The organism is Bacillus sp. EKM420B, assembly GCF_011065565.1.
In the GTDB taxonomy this organism is placed as follows: Bacteria; Bacillota; Bacilli; order Bacillales; family Bacillaceae; genus Bacillus; species Bacillus velezensis.
Window position 1 is genome coordinate 174,434 of sequence record NZ_JAAMNX010000005.1, and the last position, 20,875, is coordinate 195,308.

A 20,875-nucleotide genomic window follows, 5' to 3' on the forward strand; every position below is an offset into this window, starting at 1 on the left:
TTATTTACTCACCTTTTTTTCAAACAAATGATAACCCGGCGCGAGTCCTTTTGATTCGTACCCCATTCCGCTGTAAAACGACTGAAGCGCCTTGTTTTCGGCCACGCAGTCGAGCCGGATTTTCGTTTTTCCCGGACAAGACACACCCGTCTCCGCCCAAGTCATGATTGTCCGGCCGAGCCCCGCGCCTGCAAACCGCCTGTTAATCGCCAGCCGGTGGAGATATACGGACTCCTCATGTCCTTCATCGCCCCATAGACGTCTGTCCCACCCGCTTGCTTCGGGAAGCAGCATGACGACGCCTGCCAGCTCTTCATTCTGCCTGAATAAAAAAACATACCCTTTGGCGATCGCCTCCCGCATATTGTGGGTATCTTCCCCTTGCAGAAGGCCGCTCCACTGGTTCGATCCTTTATCGCGAAGCCATTCTGCCGCTTGCACGAGCAGATCCATAACCTCTTCTTCATCATCCTTCCGGGCGGAGGTGACCCGGAATGCCCCCGCCTTCTCCTCCGTAATCGTAAATGGTGTCATAAAATCCTCCTGTAATCAGAATATTCGACACCTTTATTATAGACCAAACGCAGAAAGGAAAAAAACAGCCGTCATGTTTGAGGGCCGTTTAAAAAATTTTCTTCTTATCACGTTCTTCTTTTAAAATCTCAACCGCTTCCCTGAAACGCATAGAGTGAACGATTTCACGCTCACGCAGAAAACGGAGTGAATCATTCAGGTCAGGATCATCGGAAATATCAATAATCCATTGATACGTCGCTCTCGCCTTTTCTTCAGCCGCAATATCCTCATATAAATCAGCAATCGGATCTCCCTTCGCCTGTATGTAAGACGCTGTGAACGGAACTCCGGCCGCATTGTGATAAAACAGCGCGCTGTCATGGTTGACGTAATGATCACTGAGCCCTGCATCACGCAGCTGCTCCGGTGTCGCATCTTTTGTCAGCTTATAAATCATCGTCGCAATCATTTCTAAATGCGCAAACTCCTCCGTGCCGATATCCGTCAGCAGGCCGATCACCTTATCAGGAATCGTGTAGCGCTGGTTTAAGTACCGGAGCGCTGCGGCCAATTCGCCGTCCGCCCCGCCGTATTGTTCAATGAGAAACTTAGCCAGCATCGGGTTGCATGTACTCACTTTAACCGGATACTGCAGCTTTTTTTCATATACCCACATTTACAGATCCCTCCTTATACTTGCCATGGCCAAGGACCGCGGCCCCAGTCCCATTGAGCGCCAGCCTGACTCACGCCGAATTGCAGAAGCGGTCCGTACTCAGGTTCAAACCGTTTTCTCAGCTGCCTTGAGTACCGGGAATATTCATGAAACTGCTGAAGCGCGAGACGGTCATGGGGATGCGTATCCAGATAAAGCGTCAGCTCCACCAAGACAAAGTCCGCCGCCTGGATTTGTTCCAGCAGCCGATAGTATTCATCATCAATCTTTTTCGCCATATTCGATTCCCCCCCGATAAGGATTATCATAGAAATCGTAAAGATCCTTCCAAAGGGTTCCTTTTCTCAATGCCTCCATCGGAGAAAACTGCTCCAAGTGATACGGCTGAAACCGCATATAAAGATGCGGCGGCGTTCTGTAGTATTTTCTTCCGATCGGCGGGCAGGGATCAAACCGGCTGTGGAAGGGTTTATAGGATTTGACCGGTGTAAACGGCTGATTTTCTTTCATTACGATCCTCCTTTCCTAAACACATGACCTTAATAGGTATGAATCCGTATCGGCATTTATGCCCTGTAAGAAAATAAAAAAAGCCCGTTAAAAACGGACTCAATGCAGCTCATCTGGAATTTGAAGTAAAAAATCATAATGAAAAATCTGATTGAAAGCGCTGATAATGTTTAATTGTATATTCCGTAATTTGCTGATCATATTCAGGATATTCATATCTCAATAAAACAGCCACTGACGTTGAATATGCTCTGAAGAGATCCTGGCAGTCAAATAATGCCTTCCACACGCTTTCATAAGTATTGCCGACATAAGTATTCAGCAGAATTTCCCAATCTTTCGCATTCATGTAATGTTGAATATACTTATAATTCTTCCCTACACTTAATGAAAACTGATACTCTATCCCGATATTCCACGCAATCATACGCAAAATATTAGGCCTTAAAATGTCATTCATATGATCCAGCGCAAACAGTATTTCTTTACGCATTAATCCTTTAATCACATAGGTTGAAACCATCCAAAATTCATTGCAGCAATCATCAAACTCTCCGGGGGTCGGTTTCTTTATATGATATTGTTCATCACTCGCAATCATCTTACTGTTGATTCGGTCATCCTTGTCTAATAATATTTCCGCCAAACCATCACTTTGTGTAAAATAATCCTCTGTTTGACTCAGAGGGATCAAAGTTAAGTCGATTTTATGATGATCTTTAAAAAGCATGAGATAGGAGAACCAGTCTCCGAGTTCCGGAGGGAAAAGTTCCATATCTTCAGGTTTTTGCATCATCATTCTTTCGCCAAACTGATCCAGCCAGCTTTCGTCAGATGTGAAAGAGTCCATATCGGTCACAAAATAAGAAATATCATAGTCTTGAAATTTGTCTCTCGGTACATTTTTATTGGTTCTTGATCCCTCTAAAGTGACAAGACGGATTCTCTCGTCCTTCATCGCAATATCAAGAATCAATTTCATCATTTCGTCTTCACTTCTCACATGTAAAACCTCCCGATAAAGAGATTTTTACAGATCATGCTTTTCAGTTTATAAACAACTTGCTCATGATTTACAGAAAAGTCCTATGTACTTGATGATTTTGCTCCAATCGTAACACAGCTGCAAGAACATGAGAAGAGCACTCTTGCTTGTTCCAAGAGTGCTTTTCCCGAATGGTCAGATATATTGGCTGTCCCGATGATGATGATGATGGAACGGGTAGCCGCCGTAGCCTCCGCCATAGCCGCCAAAACCGTACCCCGGATATCCTCCGAAGCCGCCGTAGCCGCCAAAACCGCCGTAACCGCCAAAACCGTATCCCGGGTAGCCGTAGCCTCCGCCGAAACCGTATCCCGGATATCCTCCGAAGCCGCCGTAGCCACCGTAGCCTCCGTAGCCGCCAAAACCGTACCCCGGGTAGCCTCCGTAGCCTCCATAGCCGCCGTAAATCGGTCTTCTTTCATTCATGATTTATCGCTCCTTCACATAGGTTACAGTCCAGTTTATGACATGCGGAAGGAAACGTATGGGCATCCGCCCAGTTTTGGTGAAATAATCAATAATTGCTTACGGAGAAATACGATACAGACCGGCCTCATAAGCAAAATAAAAAGGCCGGAACTTATGCCGTCCCGGCCTTTTTGTCTTTATTCGCCTAAATCCACATTGTGATAAACCTGCTGTACGTCTTCGAGGTCTTCCAGCACATCGATCAGCTTTTCAAATTGAGCTTTCGCATCTTCCGGAAGCTCGACTTCATTTTGCGCAAGCATCGTCAGCTCCGCAACCGTGAACTCTTCAACGCCGGCATTTTTGAATGCCTCCTGTACGGCATGGAATTGATCAGGCTCAGCATACACGATAACACTGTCATCCTCTTCTAAAATATCGCGCACGTCCACATCAGCTTCCATCAGCAATTCCAGCGCTTCATCCGCCGTCTTGCCTTCAACGCCGATAACGGCGGTCGCATCAAACATGTAAGCGACAGACCCGCTCACACCCATATTTCCGCCGTTTTTCCCGAATGCGGCGCGCACTTCAGGTGCCGTGCGGTTTACATTATTCGTTAACGCATCAACGATGATCATTGAACCGTTCGGCCCGAAACCTTCGTAACGCAGCTCGTCAAAGTTCTCCTCTGCGCCGCCTTTCGCCTTTTCAATCGCACGCTCAATAATATTTTTCGGCACACTGTACGTCTTTGCGCGCTCAAGCACCACTTTTAACGCCTGGTTCGATTCCGGATCTGGCTCGCCTTGTTTTGCCGCCACATAAATCTCACGGCCGAACTTCGCGTAAATCCGGCTCGTATTTGCGTCCTTTGATGCTTTCTTTTCTTTAATATTGTTCCACTTACGGCCCATTTTGTTCCACTCTCTTTCACGAATTGAATCTGTATGATAAATACTCTGCTTCTATTATACCTCAGCGGTTGGGTTGTTTCGAGTGTAAGACATTAGAAAAAACAGGCACGCTTAAAATCACCGGAGCGCAGTAAGCCGAATTTGAGGATTATTGTACAAAACATAAAAAAGCCCCCTTCATACAGGAAGGAAGTCGCAAGCCAAAAGATTCATTTTATTCTTATTACCTATTTCCTACACTGTATATCCTGACTCACGTGGTAAAATTTTGATATCGAACAAAAGAAAGGATATGGTCATGAAAGTTTTCGAAGCAACCACCCTCCTGGCCGCCGCCAAACAGCGCGCGGGTGAATACAAAAAACTGCGCGGCCAGATGGTTAATCTGAAAAAAGCGTTTCAAGGCATGGCTGATCTTGGTGACAATGATTTCTCAGGCCGGGGCGCAAATAACATCAAAGCTTTTTTCCAGGACCACGCCGGCGTTACTGACAGCTGGCTTGATCTGATCGATATGAAAATCGCATTTCTCACAAGCCTTCCCGGCAAGGTCGAAGATGCCGGACTTTCCAGTTCGCATGTGGAGGAATCTTTCCTGGAGCATGAGCTCACCCATGCCCTCAGTAAATCAAAAGCGATTATGGAAGAGCAGAAAAAGGACATGCGCTCCATCCTCGGTGAGATCGATGACATCATCTCGCTTGATCTGTTTTCAACCGAAAGCACAGATCAAAAGCTGTCTTCAGCTGACAAAAAAAGAAGCGAAACGATACATAAGCTCGGCAAACTTGATCACGATCTAACGAAAGAATACGCAGAAACCGAAGCGAACGAACAGTTCATTCAAACCGACTTTCAGCAGCTCCAAAACGCTACGGGCAAAGGAAAAAACGCCACGCCGCTTCACTACAATGCCAAGGCGTACCGAGAAAGCGACATCCATAAGAAAAAAGGCGATATCGCAAGACATTCGGATGCTTATTTGACGATTAAGAAGGAAGAGACGAAAGAGCGGGAGATTAAGAACCTAAAGAAAAAGCTGGCCGATGGTGTCACCGATCCGGATGAGTATTTGGAAATCGCGAAGAAGATCGGCTATGAAAACCTTGAACCCGCTCAGGTGCAATATGTGCTGCAGCTTGAACAAGCAAAACAGCTCGAAGAAGTCGGAGAAACGGCTTGGGATATCGTCAAAGGAATAGGCGTCGGCCTTTATGATGTCGGGAAAGACACCATAACAGGCGTCAAAGATCTCGCTGTCGGCGCATGGGATTTTTACCATCTCTCTGATGAACAAAAAGTCGCTAAAACCATATCGGGTGTATTGAACACGCCCTCCTACGCAAAAATCATATGGACAAACCTGGCGGATTCGTGGAATGATAAAATGGTTAACGGGGATGCGTATTCAAGATCCCATTACATCACTTACGCCATCGGGAGCATCGTCGGACTAAAAGGTTCCGGCTCAGCTGTAAAAGTATCAAGCAAGCTCGCCAAAACAGGCGCCGCCAAAGTGGATAACGTCTTGGAAGCCAGTGAAAAAGCGGCTGCAAAACATGTAAAAACCAGGATTGAAAAAGGAAAAGACTATATTAATTCCGTTTCGAAAAACAAATATGAACCCGCGCTTGCCGGAATAGCACAGGATATTGAAAATACTCACAATGTGAAGAATACTCCTTTGTTGAAAAGTATTATTGAAGATCAGAAAGAAAGTGTGCTCAGAAAATCTGTGACTTCTGACAATAACGGCATACATAGTGTTAAACAAGGAGACAGCAGTCCTCTCGCACCGGGCGGTGGCTTAGCTGCTCACGAAGCAAAAGGCGGACACCTTATAGAAAGGCATGTTGGGAAGACTGACCAAGAACTCCTGAAAAGGCTTGAAAAAAGCAAAATGAGTAACAAGAAAATATCCGGATCATCATCTTTTAAGGATAGAGCAACTGCAGAAAAGGTTGCTAATATTACTTTATCAACTAATAAAGATAAAATAGAAAAATGGTTAAATAATTATGATGTGAAAAAACCTTTAGTACTCTCCTATAAAGGATCAGAAGTGTTAGGCAGAGGAATTACCAAAGGCTCAGACGAAATTTCTGACTTAACTAATGCTAAAATTATATTGAAAAAGAATAATGATGGTAGCTTTATATTAACAGGCTATCCCACGAGGTGAAATCAATGATTGAAACAAATATTTCTGAACCTGTATTTCAATTTTTAGGAGGTATTTTCCATCAAGATATAGACACTCCTGAGTCAGCTCTTGAAGAATACTTAGCAGAGATACCTAAAAAAGAACAAGAAAACGATGTAGTAGCACTCAAAACATTTATAAATAGCGATTACCCAGATGAAGAAAAAAATAATTTTATAGATGAGTCTGCAGATGGTGTAGATATCAATAGTTACGGAATATCCCCAATACTATGGCTCGGACAAGTCATTCAAAAAATCGAAAAGAATATTGAGGCTTTATAGATTCAGAGAAACCCTATTCCTATGTTTGCACAGTCTCTGATAAGTTTCTTAATCTTTCCCTCTATAAACTGAAAAAATAACCCCGAATGAAAGGATATGGTCATGAAAGTTTTTGAAGCAAACACCCTCCTGGCCGCCGCCAAACAGCGCGCGGGTGAATACAAAAAACTGCGCGGCCAGATGGTCAATCTGAAAAAAGCGTTTCAAGGTATGGCTGATCTTGGTGACAATGATTTCTCAGGCCGGGGCGCAAATAACATCAAAGCTTTTTTCCAGGACCACGCCGGCGTTACTGACAGCTGGCTTGATCTGATCGATATGAAAATCGCATTTCTCACAAGCCTTCCCGGCAAGGTCGAAGATGCCGGACTTTCCAGTTCGCATGTGGAGGAATCTTTCCTGGAGCATGAGCTCACCCATGCCCTCAGTAAATCAAAAGCGATTATGGAAGAGCAGAAAAAGGACATGCGCTCCATCCTCGGTGAGATCGATGACATCATCTCGCTTGATCTGTTTTCAACCGAAAGCACAGATCAAAAGCTGTCTTCAGCTGACAAAAAAAGAAGCGAAACGATACATAAGCTCGGCAAACTTGATCACGATCTAACGAAAGAATACGCAGAAACCGAAGCGAACGAACAGTTCATTCAAACCGACTTTCAGCAGCTCCAAAACGCTACGGGCAAAGGAAAAAACGCCACGCCGCTTCACTACAATGCCAAGGCGTACCGAGAAAGCGACATCCATAAGAAAAAAGGCGAGATTGCAAGACATTCGGATGCTTATTTGAAGATGAAGAAAGAGGAAGCGAAAGAACGAGAGATTGAAAAACTGAAAGAAAGACTGAAAAACTACGATTATGCGAATGCCGATGAATTCTACTCAATGGCCAAAACAATCGGCTATAAAAACCTGACAAAAGAACAGAAGCGCTACTTCACTCAAATTGAAAACACGCGTGAACTCACAGACGGATTCAAAGGCGTTGCCGTCGGCCTTTATGATTCCGGAAAAGACGCGGTCACAGGCTTATGGGATATGGTCACAGATCCGGGCGGAACGGTTGAAGCCATTACAGGAGCGGTGGCTCACCCGATCAAAACGTATGAAGCCATTTCAGCGGCAATCGAAGAATCGTACCAAAAAGATATGGTGAATGGCGACACCTACTCCAGAGCAAGATGGGTATCATATGCAGTGGGCACCGTTGTGACATCAGTCGTCGGCACAAAAGGCGTCGGCGCCGTCTCAAAAACAGGCACAGCCGCCAAAGTGACAACCAAAGTCAAAACAGCAGCAAGCAAATCCGCCGCAGCACAAAAAGCGATAACGGTCTCAAAACAAACCGTTGACCACATCAAGCAAAAGGTCAACACAGGCATGGAAGTATCAAAAAAACGTGTCAAAACCAAGTTAAATCAAATCGGAGATCTCACCCTGGCTGATATTCTCCCGTATCATCCGCGTCACGACTTAGTGCCGGCGGGCGTGCCTTACAACGCAGTCAACGGGGTCACACTTAAAGAGGGACTGCAGAAATTCGCCAAAGTCATCCTGCCGAAACCGTACGGAACCTCCGCAAGCGGCAGACGGACACCGGCACCGCATGTACCGCCGGTAACGGTCAAATACGGCGAGCATTTTGCGAAATGGACCAGAAAGAAAGTATTAAAGCCGAATGTCATCTACAAAACAAAAGAAGGCTACACGTACACCACTGACAACTATGGTAGAATTACAAGTGTCAAAGCAGACTTGCAGCTGGGAGAAGCAAAACGCAACCAATATGCACAGTCAAAAGCAGGTAAACCAGACCGTCTGACAGATGACGACGGAGGCCACCTAATCGCCACCCAATTCAAAGGCTCAGGCCAATTCGACAACATCGTGCCAATGAATTCTCAGATTAATAGGAGCGGCGGCAGATGGTATGAAATGGAGCAAGAATGGGCAAAGGCTCTTAAAGAAGAACCACCGCAAAAAGTTAACGTTAATATAAAAGCCATATATAAAGGTGATTCACTAAGACCAGACAAATTCATCGTTAAGTACAGCATTGGAGATGCTGATTTCGAAAAAGTAACAATAAAAAATCAATCTGGAGGTTGAGGTCATGGACACACCAAAAATGGGTGAATTGTATCAAAGAATAGCAACTCAGATAAATGAAATGATTCCATCTGAATGGGAAAAAGTATATCTTTACGCCGAGATATTAGAGGATTCTTCCGAAGTATATTTTTATTTTAATATACCGGGCGAGAGTGAATTCTTATATTCACATAACATTCCAGACCATTTTAATGTAAGCGAAGATATCTATGATGATTTATTAATCGAACTTCAAGAATCATTCGAAGAATTACGCGAAGAGTACAAGGAAAATAATCCGCAAATTTGGACAAACTTGACTTTGAAACTAGATAGGACAGGCCAGTTTTCTATAGATTATAACTATGAAGATGTAATTGCTTCAGAGCTAAATGGATCTCAAAGAAAAGCTATTTGGGTGTATAAAAACCTGGGTTTACTGCCAAAAAGGAAAACGGTCAGAGACTTTTTAGAGGATTATATTAAGACTAACGAAGGAAAAATTTAAATTAGTTTCTGATTACGTGAGTTTATTAATTGAACTTCAAGAGTTATTCGAGGAGTTAAGAGAAGAATTTAAAGCAAATAACCCAGATTGTTGGACCAATTTAACGCTTAAACTAGAGAATACCGGTAAATTCTCAATTGACTACGATTACACCGATGTCATCTCCTCAGACTTAAACGGAACACAACGGCAAGTGGTATGGGAATATCAAAACTTGGGGATTTTGCCTGAAGATGAGGACGATAAAGAATTTGTAATAAGCTACTGCAGTCTATAAAACAATAATGGCTCAGCACTTCCTTGCTGGGCTATTTTTTATAACTAGGATTTCTCGACGATTGAAGGTGAAAAGGTTGGAAAATGCAAGATCTGTACCAGATTATTGGTGAGAAATTAAATGACATCATACCTTGTGAATGGACAAAAATTTATCTTTATGCAGAAGTATTAGATGACTCTACCATGGTTCTCTTTCACTTCAAGACACCAGAAAAACGTCAACTGATTTATTCGCAAGATCTACCAGCCTGATACAGTGTAAATAAAGATATCTTCAACACTTTTTTAAGAGAAATCCGAGAACTTTTTGAGGAATTAAGAATTGAGCACAAAAAGAATAATGATAAACAAAACAGGCAGCATCCAGTAAACGGATGCTGCCTGTTACATCGTTATGTATCGTCTGAAGAAGTCATTTATTTTGTTTTTTAAATATGAAAATAGATATGACGGTAAATATGATGGCTGTAATGACAATGACCCACAAGCTCGCAGCCGTACTGATAAAATGGCCGTTTAACTTGTAGACGATCCCGTAATGCTTTTCATATTCCTGTATTTGGTCCGCAGAAGCATGTTTAAACACTTTATCAACTGAGTCTGTCATAAACGCTTTTCTGAACAGAACGGCGGTGTGGCTGATAGGGAAATACATAATAATCTTCTGCACAAACACCGGTACGCCCCCGATCGGTACATATACTCCGCATAAAAAACCGATGGCTGTTCCGACAATCGTACTTAACGTCGAAAATGCATTTTGTGTGTGAATAAACAGCGTTAAAAATAAATTTATGGAACTTGAGAGTGCAACTGAAAGAATAATGATCCCCAATACTTCAAGTATATCTGTACCGCTTAAAAGCTTGCTGCCTGTTGAAACGAGAAAAATTTCACAGCCTAAAAAGGCGATGAAAGAAAAGATCAAGCCGATGACAAATGAATGAATGACATAGCTCAATTGGATGGTCGCCCTTGATAAAGGAGCTGTTAAAAAGTCATACGTTCTCTTGCTTTCTTTATCTTTCACCATAATTCCGAAAGCGCCTAAAGTCGTTGTCACAGCTGTAATGGACAGCAATCCCGCCACCATCCATTCGTTCACCATTGCTTTGGAATCATCTGTCGAACCGACCAGGGCCTTAATGGCGTCCAGCTGTGTCTGCTGTAAGAACACGGCATATAACAGAATAACGATAAATACTGACAGCAAAGAAAGAAGCAAAAGCGTTCGATCACGGAAGTATATTTTTATATTTCTGCTGATTAAACTGGATAAAGACTTCATTTATGCAATGCTCCCCTTTACTGGCAAACTGCTTCCTTGTTCTTCGATAATATGGATAAACACATCATCCATATTTCCTTTAATCACCTCGAAAGATTCAATTTTTCCTTCAAGACCTTTCAAAATGTCCAGCGTATGGAGAGTAGACTCAACACGAAGGGAATAAATAGAGTTTTTAACCGTAAAATCCAGTTGTTTATTTTCAAACCATGCCGTCGGATCAACGCCTTGCTTAAACATCATATGCAGACTGTCAAACGCATATTGATCTTTCAGCTGACTCGGTGTGCCCTCTGCGATCAGGCGTCCTTCTTTGATGACCACAACGTTATCAGCCACAGCGGCCTCCTCCATGTAATGGGTCGTTAAAAAGATCGTCATGTTTGTTTCTTCCTGCAGCCTTTTAATCGCATTCCAAACAAATACTCTCGTTTGCGGATCAAGACCTGTAGTAGGCTCATCTAAAAATAATATAGTCGGTTTATGGATGATGGCACGGGCAATATCCGCTCTTCTTCTTTGTCCGCCTGACAAATCGCTGTATTTTTTCTCCTTAATATCATCCAATTTTAAATAGTCTGTTACAAACTGATAGTTCTCTTGCACTTGTACCTTGCTTAAATGATAATATTGTCCGCGGTTCATGATATTTTCATAAACGGTCAATCGTTCATCCAAAATGCTCTCTTGGAAAACGACTCCGATCTTTTTGCGGATATGATTATTCTCTTTCCCCTCACCAAGCGTATAACCGTCTATTACCACTTTTCCGGATGTCTTTTTAATCAGCGTACAGAGAATATCGATAGTGGTCGATTTCCCTGCACCGTTCGTTCCCAGAAATGCAAACAGCTCGCCGCGTTTGACAGAAAAGGATACCCCTTTCACTGCTTCAAATGATCCATATTTTTTGCGCAGATCGGTTACTGTAATAATGTCTTGTTCTTCTCCCATTCTGTTCACCTCGAAAAGTAAGATTCTATACCGTTGTTCACTAACTTTATATCGTCATTCCCGCCAGGATTTTCCTCATTTTTATCCAACTTTATATCTTTTTATAAATAATTATCTTAAATATAACGATATAATTTATTATTTTCGGGTTTTGTTATTGGATTTAGGGATCGGTGGATTTTCTATACAAGGGGATCACTATTGATTTTGCAGGAAATTTATACATGCTGTATTCAATAAACTCTTTATCATTAAAAGGGTTTTTATTGGTTAAGAATTTCAATACTATTTAAAACTCCTGTTTATAACCGAAATACATACTATCTTAGAACATTAAGAAAGGAGAACATAATGGAAACATGCCCTTATTGTGCAACTTCAATTCAAAAGGATAATCAGTATTACTGTAGTTTTTGCTTAATGTACATACATAATGTTCAGAGAGATGGCAAACGTGAAATCATAGATTATCGTGAGCATACTTCTGAATTAGATTTGGATAAGTCTACACCAGAACTAATGACTATGCCAACAATTGAATTATTTCATTTACTGCGGCTCTCAAGAAAAATACGCAAACAGAAGTATGATCAACTATATAAATCTCGACTTGAATCAGAAAAGGGAAATGAATCAGAAAGTGTTCAAATCGCAACGGATAATTACCAATATTACACAAAGAAAATGTATATCATAGAGAATATATTAAATAAACGTCTGGGTTACATCCCGGATAGGATAGATAATGTATTTCTTAAGAGTTATTTAGAAAAAGTAATGATTAGTAAGGAGAAAAAACAAGATATGAAAGTGTATTAAAAAAGCTGCCCCTCTAGAGTGAATATTAATAAAGAGATGTATAGAAAGCTATATTATAGACGTTAACCAAACATCTTCTGGTACTCCTCTCATGTCACGAGTTCGTCCTGAATACAAAAAAATGCGGATTAAAAAAGGCAACCATCCCTAAGGGTTAGTTGCCTTCTCTTAATTCCAGCACAGCCACACACTCCACATGATTCGTATGCGGGAACATATCCACAGGCTGCACTTCAAGCGTCTGATACCCGCCATCCTCAAGCACCCGCAGGTCTCTTGCAAGCGTTCCTGGATTGCAGGACACATACACCACCCGCTTCGGTTTCATCTCGATGATTGTCCGCAGGAGGGCTTCGTCACAGCCTTTTCTTGGCGGGTCGACGACGAGGGTGTCGGCCGTGATGCCTTCTTCATACCATTTCGGAATGACGGTTTCCGCTTCTCCGACGGCGAATTCCGCGTTTGTGATGCCGTTCAGCTCAGCGTTGCGTTTCGCATCCTCGATGGCTTCCGGCACGATTTCGACGCCGTACACTTTTTTCGCCTGCTTCGCCAAGAAGAGAGAAATGGTTCCGATGCCGCAGTAGGCGTCGATGACGGTTTCTTCTCCTTGCAGCTCTGCGTACTCAAGCGCTTTGTCGTAGAGCACTTTTGTCTGTTCCGGGTTGACCTGATAGAATGATCTGGCGGAGATGGCGAATTTGACGTCTCCGATGAGGTCGTAGATGTATTCTTCTCCCCAGATGACGTTTGTTTCGTCCCCAAAGATGACGTTTGTTTTATTTGGGTTGATGTTCTGCACGATTGATTTAACGTGCGGGAATTGCGCCGTAATGTCTTCGATGATCTTCGCTTTGTGCGGAAAATCACTTGTTCTTGTGATGAAGACGATCATCATTTCGCCCGTGACGACGCCGTATCTGACCATGATGTGACGGAGCCAGCCTTTGTGGCGTTCTTCGTTATAGGCTTTGACACCGTATGCTGCACAGATGTCTTTGACGGCTTGGACGGCTTCGTCGTTTTTGGATTGCTGAATCAGGCAGGCGCTCATGTCGATGATGTCATGGCTTCTTTGCTGATAGAATCCGGCGACGAGCCCGCCTTCTCTTTCTCCTACCGGCACCTGCGCTTTGTTTCTGTAATTCCACGGGTCTTCCATGCCGAGCGTCGGGTGCACGGTGACTTTTGAGAGGTCCAGCTTGCCGATCCGTTCTAAGACGTCTTTGACTTGTTTCTGTTTAAACAAGAGCTGGCCTTCATAGGTCATGTGCTGAAGCTGGCAGCCGCCGCATTGCTTGTAGATCGGGCACGGGGCATCCGTTCTGTGCGGGCTTTCTTCCTTCAGCTCAATCAAGCGGCCGAAAGCGAAGCCTTTTTTGACGCGTGTCACTTTGATTTGCGCTTTTTCCTCAGGCAGGGCGTTCGGCACGAAGATCGGGAAGCCCTGAACCTTTGCGACGCCCGCTCCTTCATGCGTCAAATCCTCAAATGTCACGTCATAGTATTCATTTTTTTCTATCGGGGGTTTCATTTTCATCTATAATCACCTCTCGTTTTACCAAAAGCCTTGTTTCAGCGTGCTGGCAAACCTTCAAATTCAATGTCAGCCTTCAAAGGTTTCCGATCACGCTGAAAAGATGACAAAATCCTAAAACGAATACTGTTTTAGGATTTTGTCCGCGTATTAGTCATCCAGCTGTTCCGCTTTCTCCTTCGGCATGATGACGTGAATATGCCGGTACAGATTCACGAATTCGCCGGGCAGCATGCCGCCGTATTCGCCGTCCAGGTTCAGCTGCATCTTTTCTGATACATTGACTTTCACACGGTTCGCTTTTGTGTAGATAATGTGCTGATCGTTAATATGATCGCCTCTGAGCGCCATGCTCGCGACTCTGATAAATTCCGCGAGATTGGCTTTTTTCAAAATAATTAAATCAAACATGCCGTCATTCAGGCTGGAATCAGGGGCCAGCTTCTCGAATCCGCCGACCGAGTTGGTCAGCGTCACTAAAAACAGCATAATTTCGCCTTGAAACAGCTTGCCGTCATATTCAATCTCGACTTCTGTCGGTCGAAGTGAAGGCAGCATTTCCATTCCCTTTAAATAATAAGCAAGCTGGCCGAGCATCGTTTTCAGTTTGCTTGGCACATCATACGTCAGCTCCGTCAGACGGCCTCCGCCGGCGATGTTGATAAAATACTGACCATTCACCTGTCCGATGTCGATCGGGCGGGCCACGCCGTTAATGACGGTATCAGCGGCATTCAGTATATTCTCTCTCGGAATGCCCAGCGCTCTGGCGAAATCATTTGTCGTGCCGACCGGAATGATGCCGAGTGTCGGGCGTTTGTCTAACGGCGCAAGACCGTTGACGACTTCATTAATCGTTCCGTCTCCGCCGGCTGCGATAATCAGGTCAAACTCCCGCAAAGAGGCTTCTTTTGCGGCGTGGGTGGCATCCCCCGCGCATGTGGTGGCATGGGTGGAGGTTTCATAACCGGCTTGTTCAAATTTTTGCAGGACCTGGGCAAGATTTTTCTTGAAAAGCTCCCGTCCTGAAGTCGGATTGTATATTATGCGTGCACGTTTCATTATCTCATCATCCTACTTAAGAGTATCCGATCCATTATTAACACTAACAACCTTTAATTATACTATGACTTGAGAAAATCGCAACAATATGTACAGGAATTGCCAGAAGAAAAAAGGCCCCGGCTCCGTTTAAGGAGCCAAGGCCCGCTGTCTTACTCTTCTTCCGTTCCAGGTTTTTTCTTACGGAATTTCGCTAATACTTCATATACGATCGGCACAATCAGAAGAGTCAGCAGAGTCGAACTGATTAAACCGCCGATAACGGTGACACCGAGTCCTTTAGAAATGACCTGGCTTCCGCCTTCAAAGCCCAATGCCAATGGAAGCAGGGCGCCGATTGTCGCGATCGCCGTCATCAGAATCGGACGCAATCTCGTAGAGCCGGCTTCCAGGAGCGCTTCTCTCGTCGATAGGCCTTCCGCTTCTTTATGGATGACGCGGTCAATTAAGACAATCGCGTTTGTGACGACGATTCCGATCAGCATCAGCATACCGATCATGGCATTCAGACTGACCGTCTCTCCGGATACATACAGTCCGACTAATGCGCCGATGACTGTAAACGGAAGCGAGAACAGAATCGCAAACGGCGCTAATGCTCCGCCGAACGTGATCACAAGAACGAGGTATACGATGGCGATTGCGGCAAGCATCGCTAACCCGAGTTTCGTAAAGGAATCTGCAATATCCGCTGATACACCGCCGGTATCAATCGATACATTGTCCGGCTTATCCAGTTTGTCAACTTTCTTTTGAACGGCTGATGACACCTTCGTGACGTTGTCAGAAGTGACGGTTGCCGTTACGTCAGCGTACACTTTGCCGTCGCGTTTGGAAATGGTATCGGATGTCGTGCCGTTTTTCACTTTCGCCACATCGCCGATTTTTACTTCTTGGCCTGCAGGCGATGTGATGGTTTTATCCTCTAATTCTTTTACACTCTTATACTGGTCTTTTTCTGTTTTGATGTTGACGTCAAGCTCTTTGCCGTCTTTTTTCACCGTTGTCAAAGGAGACTGTGACGTTTGGGACATCAGGGCTTGGGAGATTTGCGAAGCCGTCAGGCCCTGCTTGCTGAGTTTCTCCTGGTCAGCGACGAACGTGTACTCGTCATATGTGCTGGAAAGGCCTGAGTTGACGTCTTTCAGATCCTTCTCCTTTTTCATGATGCCTTCGATGTCTTTGACCGTGCCTTTAATATCAGACTCTGAATCTCCGTACACATAGTACGTTAATTCGTTGTTGTTGCCTGACGAACTGAAATTTTGTGATTTCCATTCGCCGCGGCTCGATGTTTTTTTGATTTCTTTTAAGACATTGTCTTTTTCTTTGTCAAAATCAGGCGTGTCATCCTCGTATTTCACGTAGAACAATGCGCCGTTTGAACTTCCGCCGAGCGGACTTTGCGAGCCTAAAGAATACTGAACGGTATCGACATGTTTGCGTTTAAGCAGCATGTCTTCCGCTTTTTGCGCAGCTTTTTCAGCTTCGCTTTTCGTTTCGCCCGGTTCAGGCGTGTATGTGAGCTGCATTGTTTTGTCCGCTTGCGCAGGCAGGTAGCTCGCGCCGATCAGAGGTACGAGGAACAAACTGCCGACAAGCATCAGAACCGCGATGATAGATGTAATCCATTTATGGCTTAATGACCAATTCAGCACTTTTTTATAGAAATTGGCCAATCTGCCCGGCTTATGCTCTTTCGCTTTAACAGGCGCGCCTGTGAGCGATTTTTTGAATAAGCTGTGCGCAAGCATCGGCACCAGTGTGATCGAAATCAACAGTGATGCGGCAAGCGCGAAGACGATTGTTAAGGCAAACGGCATAAACAGTTCGCCGATCTGTCCGCCGACCATGGCAAGCGGCAGGAATACGGCAATGGTTACGATCGTTGATGACATGATCGGTTTAAACATTTCTTTCGTCGCTTCACGCACCAATTGCTTCCCGCGTAAAGGTTCATCTTTCAGCCTCATGCGGCGGTAAATGTTTTCAATCACGACAATCGAGTCGTCGACTACCCGTCCGATGGCGACCGTCATCGCACCGAGCGTCATTATGTTCAATGTGACATCAAGCTGATTCAGCACAAGAAGCGCAATCAGCAGTGACAGCGGGATGGAAACGATAGAAATCATCGTTGATTTAATATCTCTTAAGAATAAGAGAATGATCACGACCGCAAAAATCGCGCCGAAAATCGCTTTGCTTAACATCGTATCCACCGACTCTGTAATCGGCTCTGCCATATCAAGAGTCGAGCTGTACTTGAACCCTTTGTGGTCTTTTTTGTATTGATTCAGTTCATCTTTAATCGCATCGGCCACTTCTACCGTGTTGGCGTCATTGGCTTTTACGATATTAATTCCGATGCTGTCCTTTCCGTTCGTGCGGGAAATGGATTCAGCTTTTTTCACATCTTTAATGTCGGCAATGTCAGAAAGCTTGACTGTCGGCACCCCTGCTGCCGCGCTTTGCTGTGCCTGCTGCATAGCCTGAGCGTCCGCCGCAGATGCCGCACCGGCTCCGCCCGCTTGACCTTGAGCGGCAGAAGAAGATGTGACCGGAATTCTCATATCTTTCAGATCTTTAATTGACGTAATATTTCCATTAACGACAACTGATTTTTCTTTGTTGCCGAATGTGTACAATCCAAGCGGCGTATTGACGTCAGAGCCTTGGATCACTTTCTTGACGGTATCTTCATCGAGTCCGTACTCTTTCATTTTTTTGTCTTTGAAAGAGAACTCCACCTGCTCTTCCTGCTGTCCGGAAACTTGCACGGACGCAACGCCCTGAATGCCTTCAAGCTTAGGAACGAGAGTGTTTTCCACATTTTTGGTCAGGTCTTCAAGCGAGCTTTTGCCGCTTGTCACACTGAGCGTCAAAATAGGGAAAGAGTTGAGGCTGTAACGGGAAATGTCAGGTTTTTTCGCGTCGTCAGGAAGGCTTACACTGTCCAGCGCTTCAGCGACTTCGGTTTTCGCCTTGTCCATATCCTTGCTGTAATCATATTCAATCATAACCGATGAGACGTTTTCAGAAGATGTGGACGTTACGACGCTCACTCCTTCTAAATTCTGGACCGCCTGCTCGATCGGTTTTGTCACGTCATCCGCAACTTGACTCGGAGCAGCTCCGGGATAAGTCGTATTTACTGAGAGGTAAGGCATGTTGACGTCCGGTATGGATTCCTGCTTCATATTCATACCGGCATACAGCCCTGCTACAGTAACGATAATCGTCATCAGCCAAACTGCGAATTTGTTCTTCAGTACAAAGTTAATAATGTGGTTCATCATGTCCTCCGTTAATTTTTATTGACTGACTGGTCATTCTATATAATACTAAACGGTATAACTCAACATCGTCAACTAATAAGGCAGTAAATTTTTCTAAATTTTTCAGGATTAAGGGGAAGCACGTCATGAACGAAAAAAAAGAGAAAATCATAAAAACAGGCATCCATTTATTTGCCAAAAAAGGGTTTTCTTCAACAACCATTCAGGAAATCGCCGGTGAATGCGGAATTTCAAAAGGGGCCTTCTATCTTCATTTTAAATCAAAAGAAGACCTTTTGCTCTCAGCATGTGAGTATTACATCGGCATGTCTATGGAAGAAATAAAGAAAATCAAAACAGAACATCAGCATAAATCGCCTAAGGACGTATTCCGAAAACAAATCGCTTATCAATTCCAGGAATTTATGGAGCACAAGGACTTTATCATTCTCTTGCTGAGCGAAAAGGTCATTCCTGAAAATCAAAAGGTCAAACAGTATTTTCATGAGGCCAATATTCAATTTAACATGCTGTACCGGGATGCTTTGCTCTCCGTTTACGGAGATGCCGTCATACCGTTTATAGCGGATGCGTCCGTTATGGCGCAAGGAATAGTGAGCTCCTATATTCATTTCTTGATTTTTAATGAACATACGGCATTCCGGACGGAAAACGTGGCGGCCTTTCTGATTGCCAGAATCGATGATCTGATTACGGGACTGATAAGAGACAATCCCGATCCGCTGCTGCCGGAGGATATCTTCACTCAGCCTGCGGCGGACAGAGAAAGACTGCTGGCGGATATTCAAAAGATAAAAGCACAGCAGGGGCTGCCTGAGGACGTCCTCGTATCGCTTGAAGTCATTGAAGAGGAATACGCAAAGGAAGAGCCGCGAAAACCGATTATTAAAGGAATGCTGTCCAACTTGGCAGGCAGCGGAAATGAGCAGATTGAAACGCTGCGGGCTTCCATTGAAACCTATTTCAGCTTATAAAAAAGAGACCGGCGCTTACCGGTCTCCGTGTCAGCAGCGCCCTTAGAGGCGGCTGCTTTTTTTATCGTTTTTTGATTTCTTCAAGTAAGATCTTGTTGACCATCGGCGGGTTGGCCTGTCCTTTTGAGGCTTTCATAATCTGCCCGACAAGGAAGCCGATCGCGCGGTCTTTTCCGTTTTTGAAGTCTTCAATTGACTGCGGGTTGCTGTCAAGCGCATCTGTTACCAGCTTCAGAAGCACGCTTTCGTCAGAAATCTGCACGAGGCCTTTTTCTTTGACGATTTTTTCTGCGTCGCCGCCTTTTTCAATTAATTCTTTAAAGACTTTCTTCGCGATTTTTGACGAGATGGTTCCTTTTTCAATCAGCTTAATCATGCCGGCAAGGCCTTCAGGAGTCAGTGCGACATCCTCAAGCTCTTTTTGTTCGGCGTTCAGGTAAGCTGAGACTTCACCCATCAGCCAGTTTGATGCCTGCTTGGCTTCCGCGCCTTTATTGACCGTTTCTTCGAAGAAATCAGCCATTTCTTTCGTCAGCGTCAGAACCATTGCGTCATAAGCCGGCAGACCGAGCTCTTCGATATAACGCTTGCGGCGCTCGTCCGGAAGCTCAGGAATGGTTGCTCTTACGCGTTCTTTCCATTCGTCATCAATGCAGAGCTCGACAAGGTCAGGCTCAGGGAAATAACGATAGTCGTCCGAACCTTCTTTGACACGCATCAAAATGGTTTTTTTCGTCGCTTCATCGTAGCGGCGCGTCTCCTGCTGAATGACTCCGCCTGACAGAAGCACCTGCTCTTGGCGTTTTTCTTCATGCTCAAGTCCTTTTTGCACGAACGCGAAGGAGTTCAGGTTTTTCAGCTCCGTTTTTGTGCCGAATTTCTCCTGGCCGATCGGACGGAGGGAAATGTTGGCGTCACAGCGCAGTGAACCTTCTTCCATTTTACAGTCGGAAACGCCTGTGTATTGGATAATTGATTTCAGCTTTTCGAGATATGCGTAAGCTTCCTCCGGTGTGCGGATATCCGGCTCAGATACAATCTCGACAAGCGGCGTGCCCTGGCGGTTGAAGTCAACGAGGGAATAGCCGTCGCCCGTATGCGTCAGTTTTCCCGCATCTTCTTCAAGGTGAAGACGGGTAATGCCGATTTTTTTCGTTTTTCCGCCGACTTCGATTTCAATCCAGCCGTTTTCGCCGATCGGCTTGTCAAATTGAGAAATTTGATATGCCTTCGGGTTGTCCGGGTAGAAATAGTTTTTCCGGTCAAACTTCGTATCCGTTGCGATTTCACAGTTCAAAGCCATTGCGGCTTTCATCGCGAATTCGACCGCTTCTTTGTTCAAAACGGGCAGCACGCCGGGATAGCCGAGGTCGATGACGCTTGTTTGGGTATTCGCTTCCGCGCCGAATGGCGTCGGTGAGCTTGAGAAAATTTTAGATTTTGTTTTTAATTCCACATGGACTTCAAGTCCGATTACCGTTTCAAAGTTCACTTCATTTCACCCC

Annotated in this window: 19 protein-coding genes and 2 pseudogenes; 8 read left to right on the forward strand and 13 right to left on the reverse strand. The window is 44.5% G+C overall.

Annotation, left to right across the window (positions count from 1 at the left end):
* From G9F48_RS15960 to G9F48_RS15990, 7 genes are all read right to left on the reverse strand, one after another.
* Window positions 1-534: a GNAT family N-acetyltransferase gene (locus tag G9F48_RS15960; RefSeq protein WP_060674483.1), complete on the reverse strand. Its 534-nt coding sequence runs from the start codon at window positions 532-534 to the stop codon at window positions 1-3.
* 88 nt (window positions 535-622) lie between these two features.
* Entirely contained in the window at window positions 623-1,192 is a 570-nt protein-coding gene (gene cotJC / locus G9F48_RS15965; RefSeq protein WP_003155700.1) for a spore coat protein CotJC, read from the reverse strand.
* A 14-nt stretch (window positions 1,193-1,206) separates the two neighbouring features.
* The gene (cotJB, locus tag G9F48_RS15970; RefSeq protein ID WP_003155702.1) at window positions 1,207-1,470 is read right to left on the reverse strand and encodes a spore coat protein CotJB; all 264 of its coding nucleotides are present in this window, start codon (window positions 1,468-1,470) and stop codon (window positions 1,207-1,209) included.
* Complete coding sequence (cotJA, locus tag G9F48_RS15975; RefSeq protein ID WP_003155704.1) at window positions 1,454-1,702, reverse strand: spore coat-associated protein CotJA; 249 nt, start codon at window positions 1,700-1,702, stop codon at window positions 1,454-1,456. The genes cotJB and cotJA overlap by 17 nt, the downstream gene beginning before the upstream one ends.
* A 133-nt stretch (window positions 1,703-1,835) precedes the next feature.
* Window positions 1,836-2,705 carry an aminoglycoside 6-adenylyltransferase gene (gene ant(6) / locus G9F48_RS15980; protein WP_165409774.1) on the reverse strand — a complete coding sequence of 290 codons (870 nt, stop codon included), beginning with the start codon at window positions 2,703-2,705 and terminating at the stop codon, window positions 1,836-1,838.
* Window positions 2,706-2,882: 177 nt separating this feature from the next.
* A complete protein-coding gene (locus G9F48_RS20100) occupies window positions 2,883-3,173 on the reverse strand; it encodes a hypothetical protein (protein WP_063174334.1) in 291 nt (96 codons plus the stop codon).
* Window positions 3,174-3,352: 179 nt separating this feature from the next.
* The gene (locus G9F48_RS15990; RefSeq protein WP_003155709.1) at window positions 3,353-4,072 is read right to left on the reverse strand and encodes a YebC/PmpR family DNA-binding transcriptional regulator; all 720 of its coding nucleotides are present in this window, start codon (window positions 4,070-4,072) and stop codon (window positions 3,353-3,355) included.
* 298 nt (window positions 4,073-4,370) lie between these two features.
* Between G9F48_RS15990 and G9F48_RS15995 the strand changes: the two genes are divergently transcribed.
* The 6 genes and pseudogenes from G9F48_RS15995 to G9F48_RS16020 form a co-directional block, all read left to right on the forward strand.
* Window positions 4,371-6,254, forward strand: coding sequence for a ribonuclease YeeF family protein (locus tag G9F48_RS15995; RefSeq protein WP_165409775.1), 1,884 nt, complete (start codon window positions 4,371-4,373; stop codon window positions 6,252-6,254).
* Window positions 6,255-6,259: 5 nt separating this feature from the next.
* Window positions 6,260-6,559, forward strand: coding sequence for a contact-dependent growth inhibition system immunity protein (locus G9F48_RS16000; protein ID WP_165409776.1), 300 nt, complete (start codon window positions 6,260-6,262; stop codon window positions 6,557-6,559).
* A gap of 102 nt (window positions 6,560-6,661) precedes the next feature.
* Complete coding sequence (locus G9F48_RS16005) at window positions 6,662-8,668, forward strand: T7SS effector LXG polymorphic toxin (protein ID WP_165409777.1); 2,007 nt, start codon at window positions 6,662-6,664, stop codon at window positions 8,666-8,668.
* A 4-nt stretch (window positions 8,669-8,672) separates the two neighbouring features.
* Window positions 8,673-9,158 carry an antitoxin YezG family protein gene (locus G9F48_RS16010; protein WP_165409778.1) on the forward strand — a complete coding sequence of 162 codons (486 nt, stop codon included), beginning with the start codon at window positions 8,673-8,675 and terminating at the stop codon, window positions 9,156-9,158.
* Between the two features lie 13 nt (window positions 9,159-9,171).
* Window positions 9,172-9,435, forward strand: a pseudogene (locus G9F48_RS16015) (TIGR01741 family protein); the annotation flags it as partial.
* A gap of 83 nt (window positions 9,436-9,518) precedes the next feature.
* Window positions 9,519-9,782 (forward strand): annotated as a pseudogene (locus G9F48_RS16020) (TIGR01741 family protein); the annotation flags it as partial.
* Between the two features lie 67 nt (window positions 9,783-9,849).
* On the opposite strand, the gene G9F48_RS16025 reads toward G9F48_RS16020, so the two are convergent.
* Window positions 9,850-10,725 (reverse strand): ABC transporter permease, encoded by an 876-nt coding sequence (locus tag G9F48_RS16025; RefSeq protein ID WP_003155719.1) that lies wholly within the window; start codon window positions 10,723-10,725, stop codon window positions 9,850-9,852.
* On the reverse strand, window positions 10,726-11,679 hold the full coding sequence (locus G9F48_RS16030) for an ABC transporter ATP-binding protein (RefSeq protein ID WP_165409780.1): 954 nt from the start codon (window positions 11,677-11,679) through the stop codon (window positions 10,726-10,728).
* Between the two features lie 351 nt (window positions 11,680-12,030).
* Here G9F48_RS16030 and G9F48_RS16035 point away from each other — a divergent pair, with 351 nt between their 5' ends.
* On the forward strand, window positions 12,031-12,498 hold the full coding sequence (locus G9F48_RS16035) for a hypothetical protein (RefSeq protein ID WP_156736044.1): 468 nt from the start codon (window positions 12,031-12,033) through the stop codon (window positions 12,496-12,498).
* Between the two features lie 154 nt (window positions 12,499-12,652).
* On the opposite strand, the gene rlmD is transcribed toward G9F48_RS16035, so the two are convergent.
* The 3 genes from rlmD to G9F48_RS16050 form a co-directional block, all read right to left on the reverse strand.
* Window positions 12,653-14,038 (reverse strand): 23S rRNA (uracil(1939)-C(5))-methyltransferase RlmD, encoded by a 1,386-nt coding sequence (rlmD, locus tag G9F48_RS16040; protein WP_165409781.1) that lies wholly within the window; start codon window positions 14,036-14,038, stop codon window positions 12,653-12,655.
* A 147-nt stretch (window positions 14,039-14,185) separates the two neighbouring features.
* The gene (locus G9F48_RS16045) at window positions 14,186-15,097 is read right to left on the reverse strand and encodes a diacylglycerol kinase (protein WP_165409782.1); all 912 of its coding nucleotides are present in this window, start codon (window positions 15,095-15,097) and stop codon (window positions 14,186-14,188) included.
* A gap of 152 nt (window positions 15,098-15,249) precedes the next feature.
* Window positions 15,250-18,393 carry an efflux RND transporter permease subunit gene (locus G9F48_RS16050; protein ID WP_165409783.1) on the reverse strand — a complete coding sequence of 1,048 codons (3,144 nt, stop codon included), beginning with the start codon at window positions 18,391-18,393 and terminating at the stop codon, window positions 15,250-15,252.
* 128 nt (window positions 18,394-18,521) lie between these two features.
* Between G9F48_RS16050 and G9F48_RS16055 the strand changes: the two genes are divergently transcribed.
* On the forward strand, window positions 18,522-19,370 hold the full coding sequence (locus G9F48_RS16055) for a TetR/AcrR family transcriptional regulator (protein ID WP_060674470.1): 849 nt from the start codon (window positions 18,522-18,524) through the stop codon (window positions 19,368-19,370).
* A gap of 61 nt (window positions 19,371-19,431) precedes the next feature.
* Here the strand turns inward: G9F48_RS16055 and gatB are convergent, their stop codons facing one another.
* The gene (gene gatB, locus G9F48_RS16060) at window positions 19,432-20,862 is read right to left on the reverse strand and encodes an Asp-tRNA(Asn)/Glu-tRNA(Gln) amidotransferase subunit GatB (protein ID WP_015388583.1); all 1,431 of its coding nucleotides are present in this window, start codon (window positions 20,860-20,862) and stop codon (window positions 19,432-19,434) included.
* Window positions 20,863-20,875: the final 13 nt, after the last annotated feature.

What these genes read in the sequence shown, in the direction of transcription:
- G9F48_RS16050 (WP_165409783.1), bottom strand. Translation starts at nt 18,393, where the DNA reads ATGAACCACATTATTAACTTTGTACTGAAGAACAAATTCGCAGTTTGG.
- cotJB (WP_003155702.1), bottom strand. Translation starts at nt 1,470, where the DNA reads ATGGCGAAAAAGATTGATGATGAATACTATCGGCTGCTGGAACAAATC.
- G9F48_RS16030 (WP_165409780.1), bottom strand. Translation starts at nt 11,679, where the DNA reads ATGGGAGAAGAACAAGACATTATTACAGTAACCGATCTGCGCAAAAAA.
- G9F48_RS16005 (WP_165409777.1), top strand. Translation starts at nt 6,662, where the DNA reads ATGAAAGTTTTTGAAGCAAACACCCTCCTGGCCGCCGCCAAACAGCGC.
- G9F48_RS16045 (WP_165409782.1), bottom strand. Translation starts at nt 15,097, where the DNA reads ATGAAACGTGCACGCATAATATACAATCCGACTTCAGGACGGGAGCTT.
- G9F48_RS16000 (WP_165409776.1), top strand. Translation starts at nt 6,260, where the DNA reads ATGATTGAAACAAATATTTCTGAACCTGTATTTCAATTTTTAGGAGGT.
- G9F48_RS16035 (WP_156736044.1), top strand. Translation starts at nt 12,031, where the DNA reads ATGGAAACATGCCCTTATTGTGCAACTTCAATTCAAAAGGATAATCAG.
- G9F48_RS16010 (WP_165409778.1), top strand. Translation starts at nt 8,673, where the DNA reads ATGGACACACCAAAAATGGGTGAATTGTATCAAAGAATAGCAACTCAG.
- G9F48_RS20100 (WP_063174334.1), bottom strand. Translation starts at nt 3,173, where the DNA reads ATGAATGAAAGAAGACCGATTTACGGCGGCTATGGAGGCTACGGAGGC.
- G9F48_RS15990 (WP_003155709.1), bottom strand. Translation starts at nt 4,072, where the DNA reads ATGGGCCGTAAGTGGAACAATATTAAAGAAAAGAAAGCATCAAAGGAC.
- G9F48_RS16025 (WP_003155719.1), bottom strand. Translation starts at nt 10,725, where the DNA reads ATGAAGTCTTTATCCAGTTTAATCAGCAGAAATATAAAAATATACTTC.
- rlmD (WP_165409781.1), bottom strand. Translation starts at nt 14,038, where the DNA reads ATGAAAATGAAACCCCCGATAGAAAAAAATGAATACTATGACGTGACA.
- cotJC (WP_003155700.1), bottom strand. Translation starts at nt 1,192, where the DNA reads ATGTGGGTATATGAAAAAAAGCTGCAGTATCCGGTTAAAGTGAGTACA.
- cotJA (WP_003155704.1), bottom strand. Translation starts at nt 1,702, where the DNA reads ATGAAAGAAAATCAGCCGTTTACACCGGTCAAATCCTATAAACCCTTC.
- G9F48_RS15960 (WP_060674483.1), bottom strand. Translation starts at nt 534, where the DNA reads ATGACACCATTTACGATTACGGAGGAGAAGGCGGGGGCATTCCGGGTC.
- G9F48_RS15995 (WP_165409775.1), top strand. Translation starts at nt 4,371, where the DNA reads ATGAAAGTTTTCGAAGCAACCACCCTCCTGGCCGCCGCCAAACAGCGC.
- G9F48_RS16055 (WP_060674470.1), top strand. Translation starts at nt 18,522, where the DNA reads ATGAACGAAAAAAAAGAGAAAATCATAAAAACAGGCATCCATTTATTT.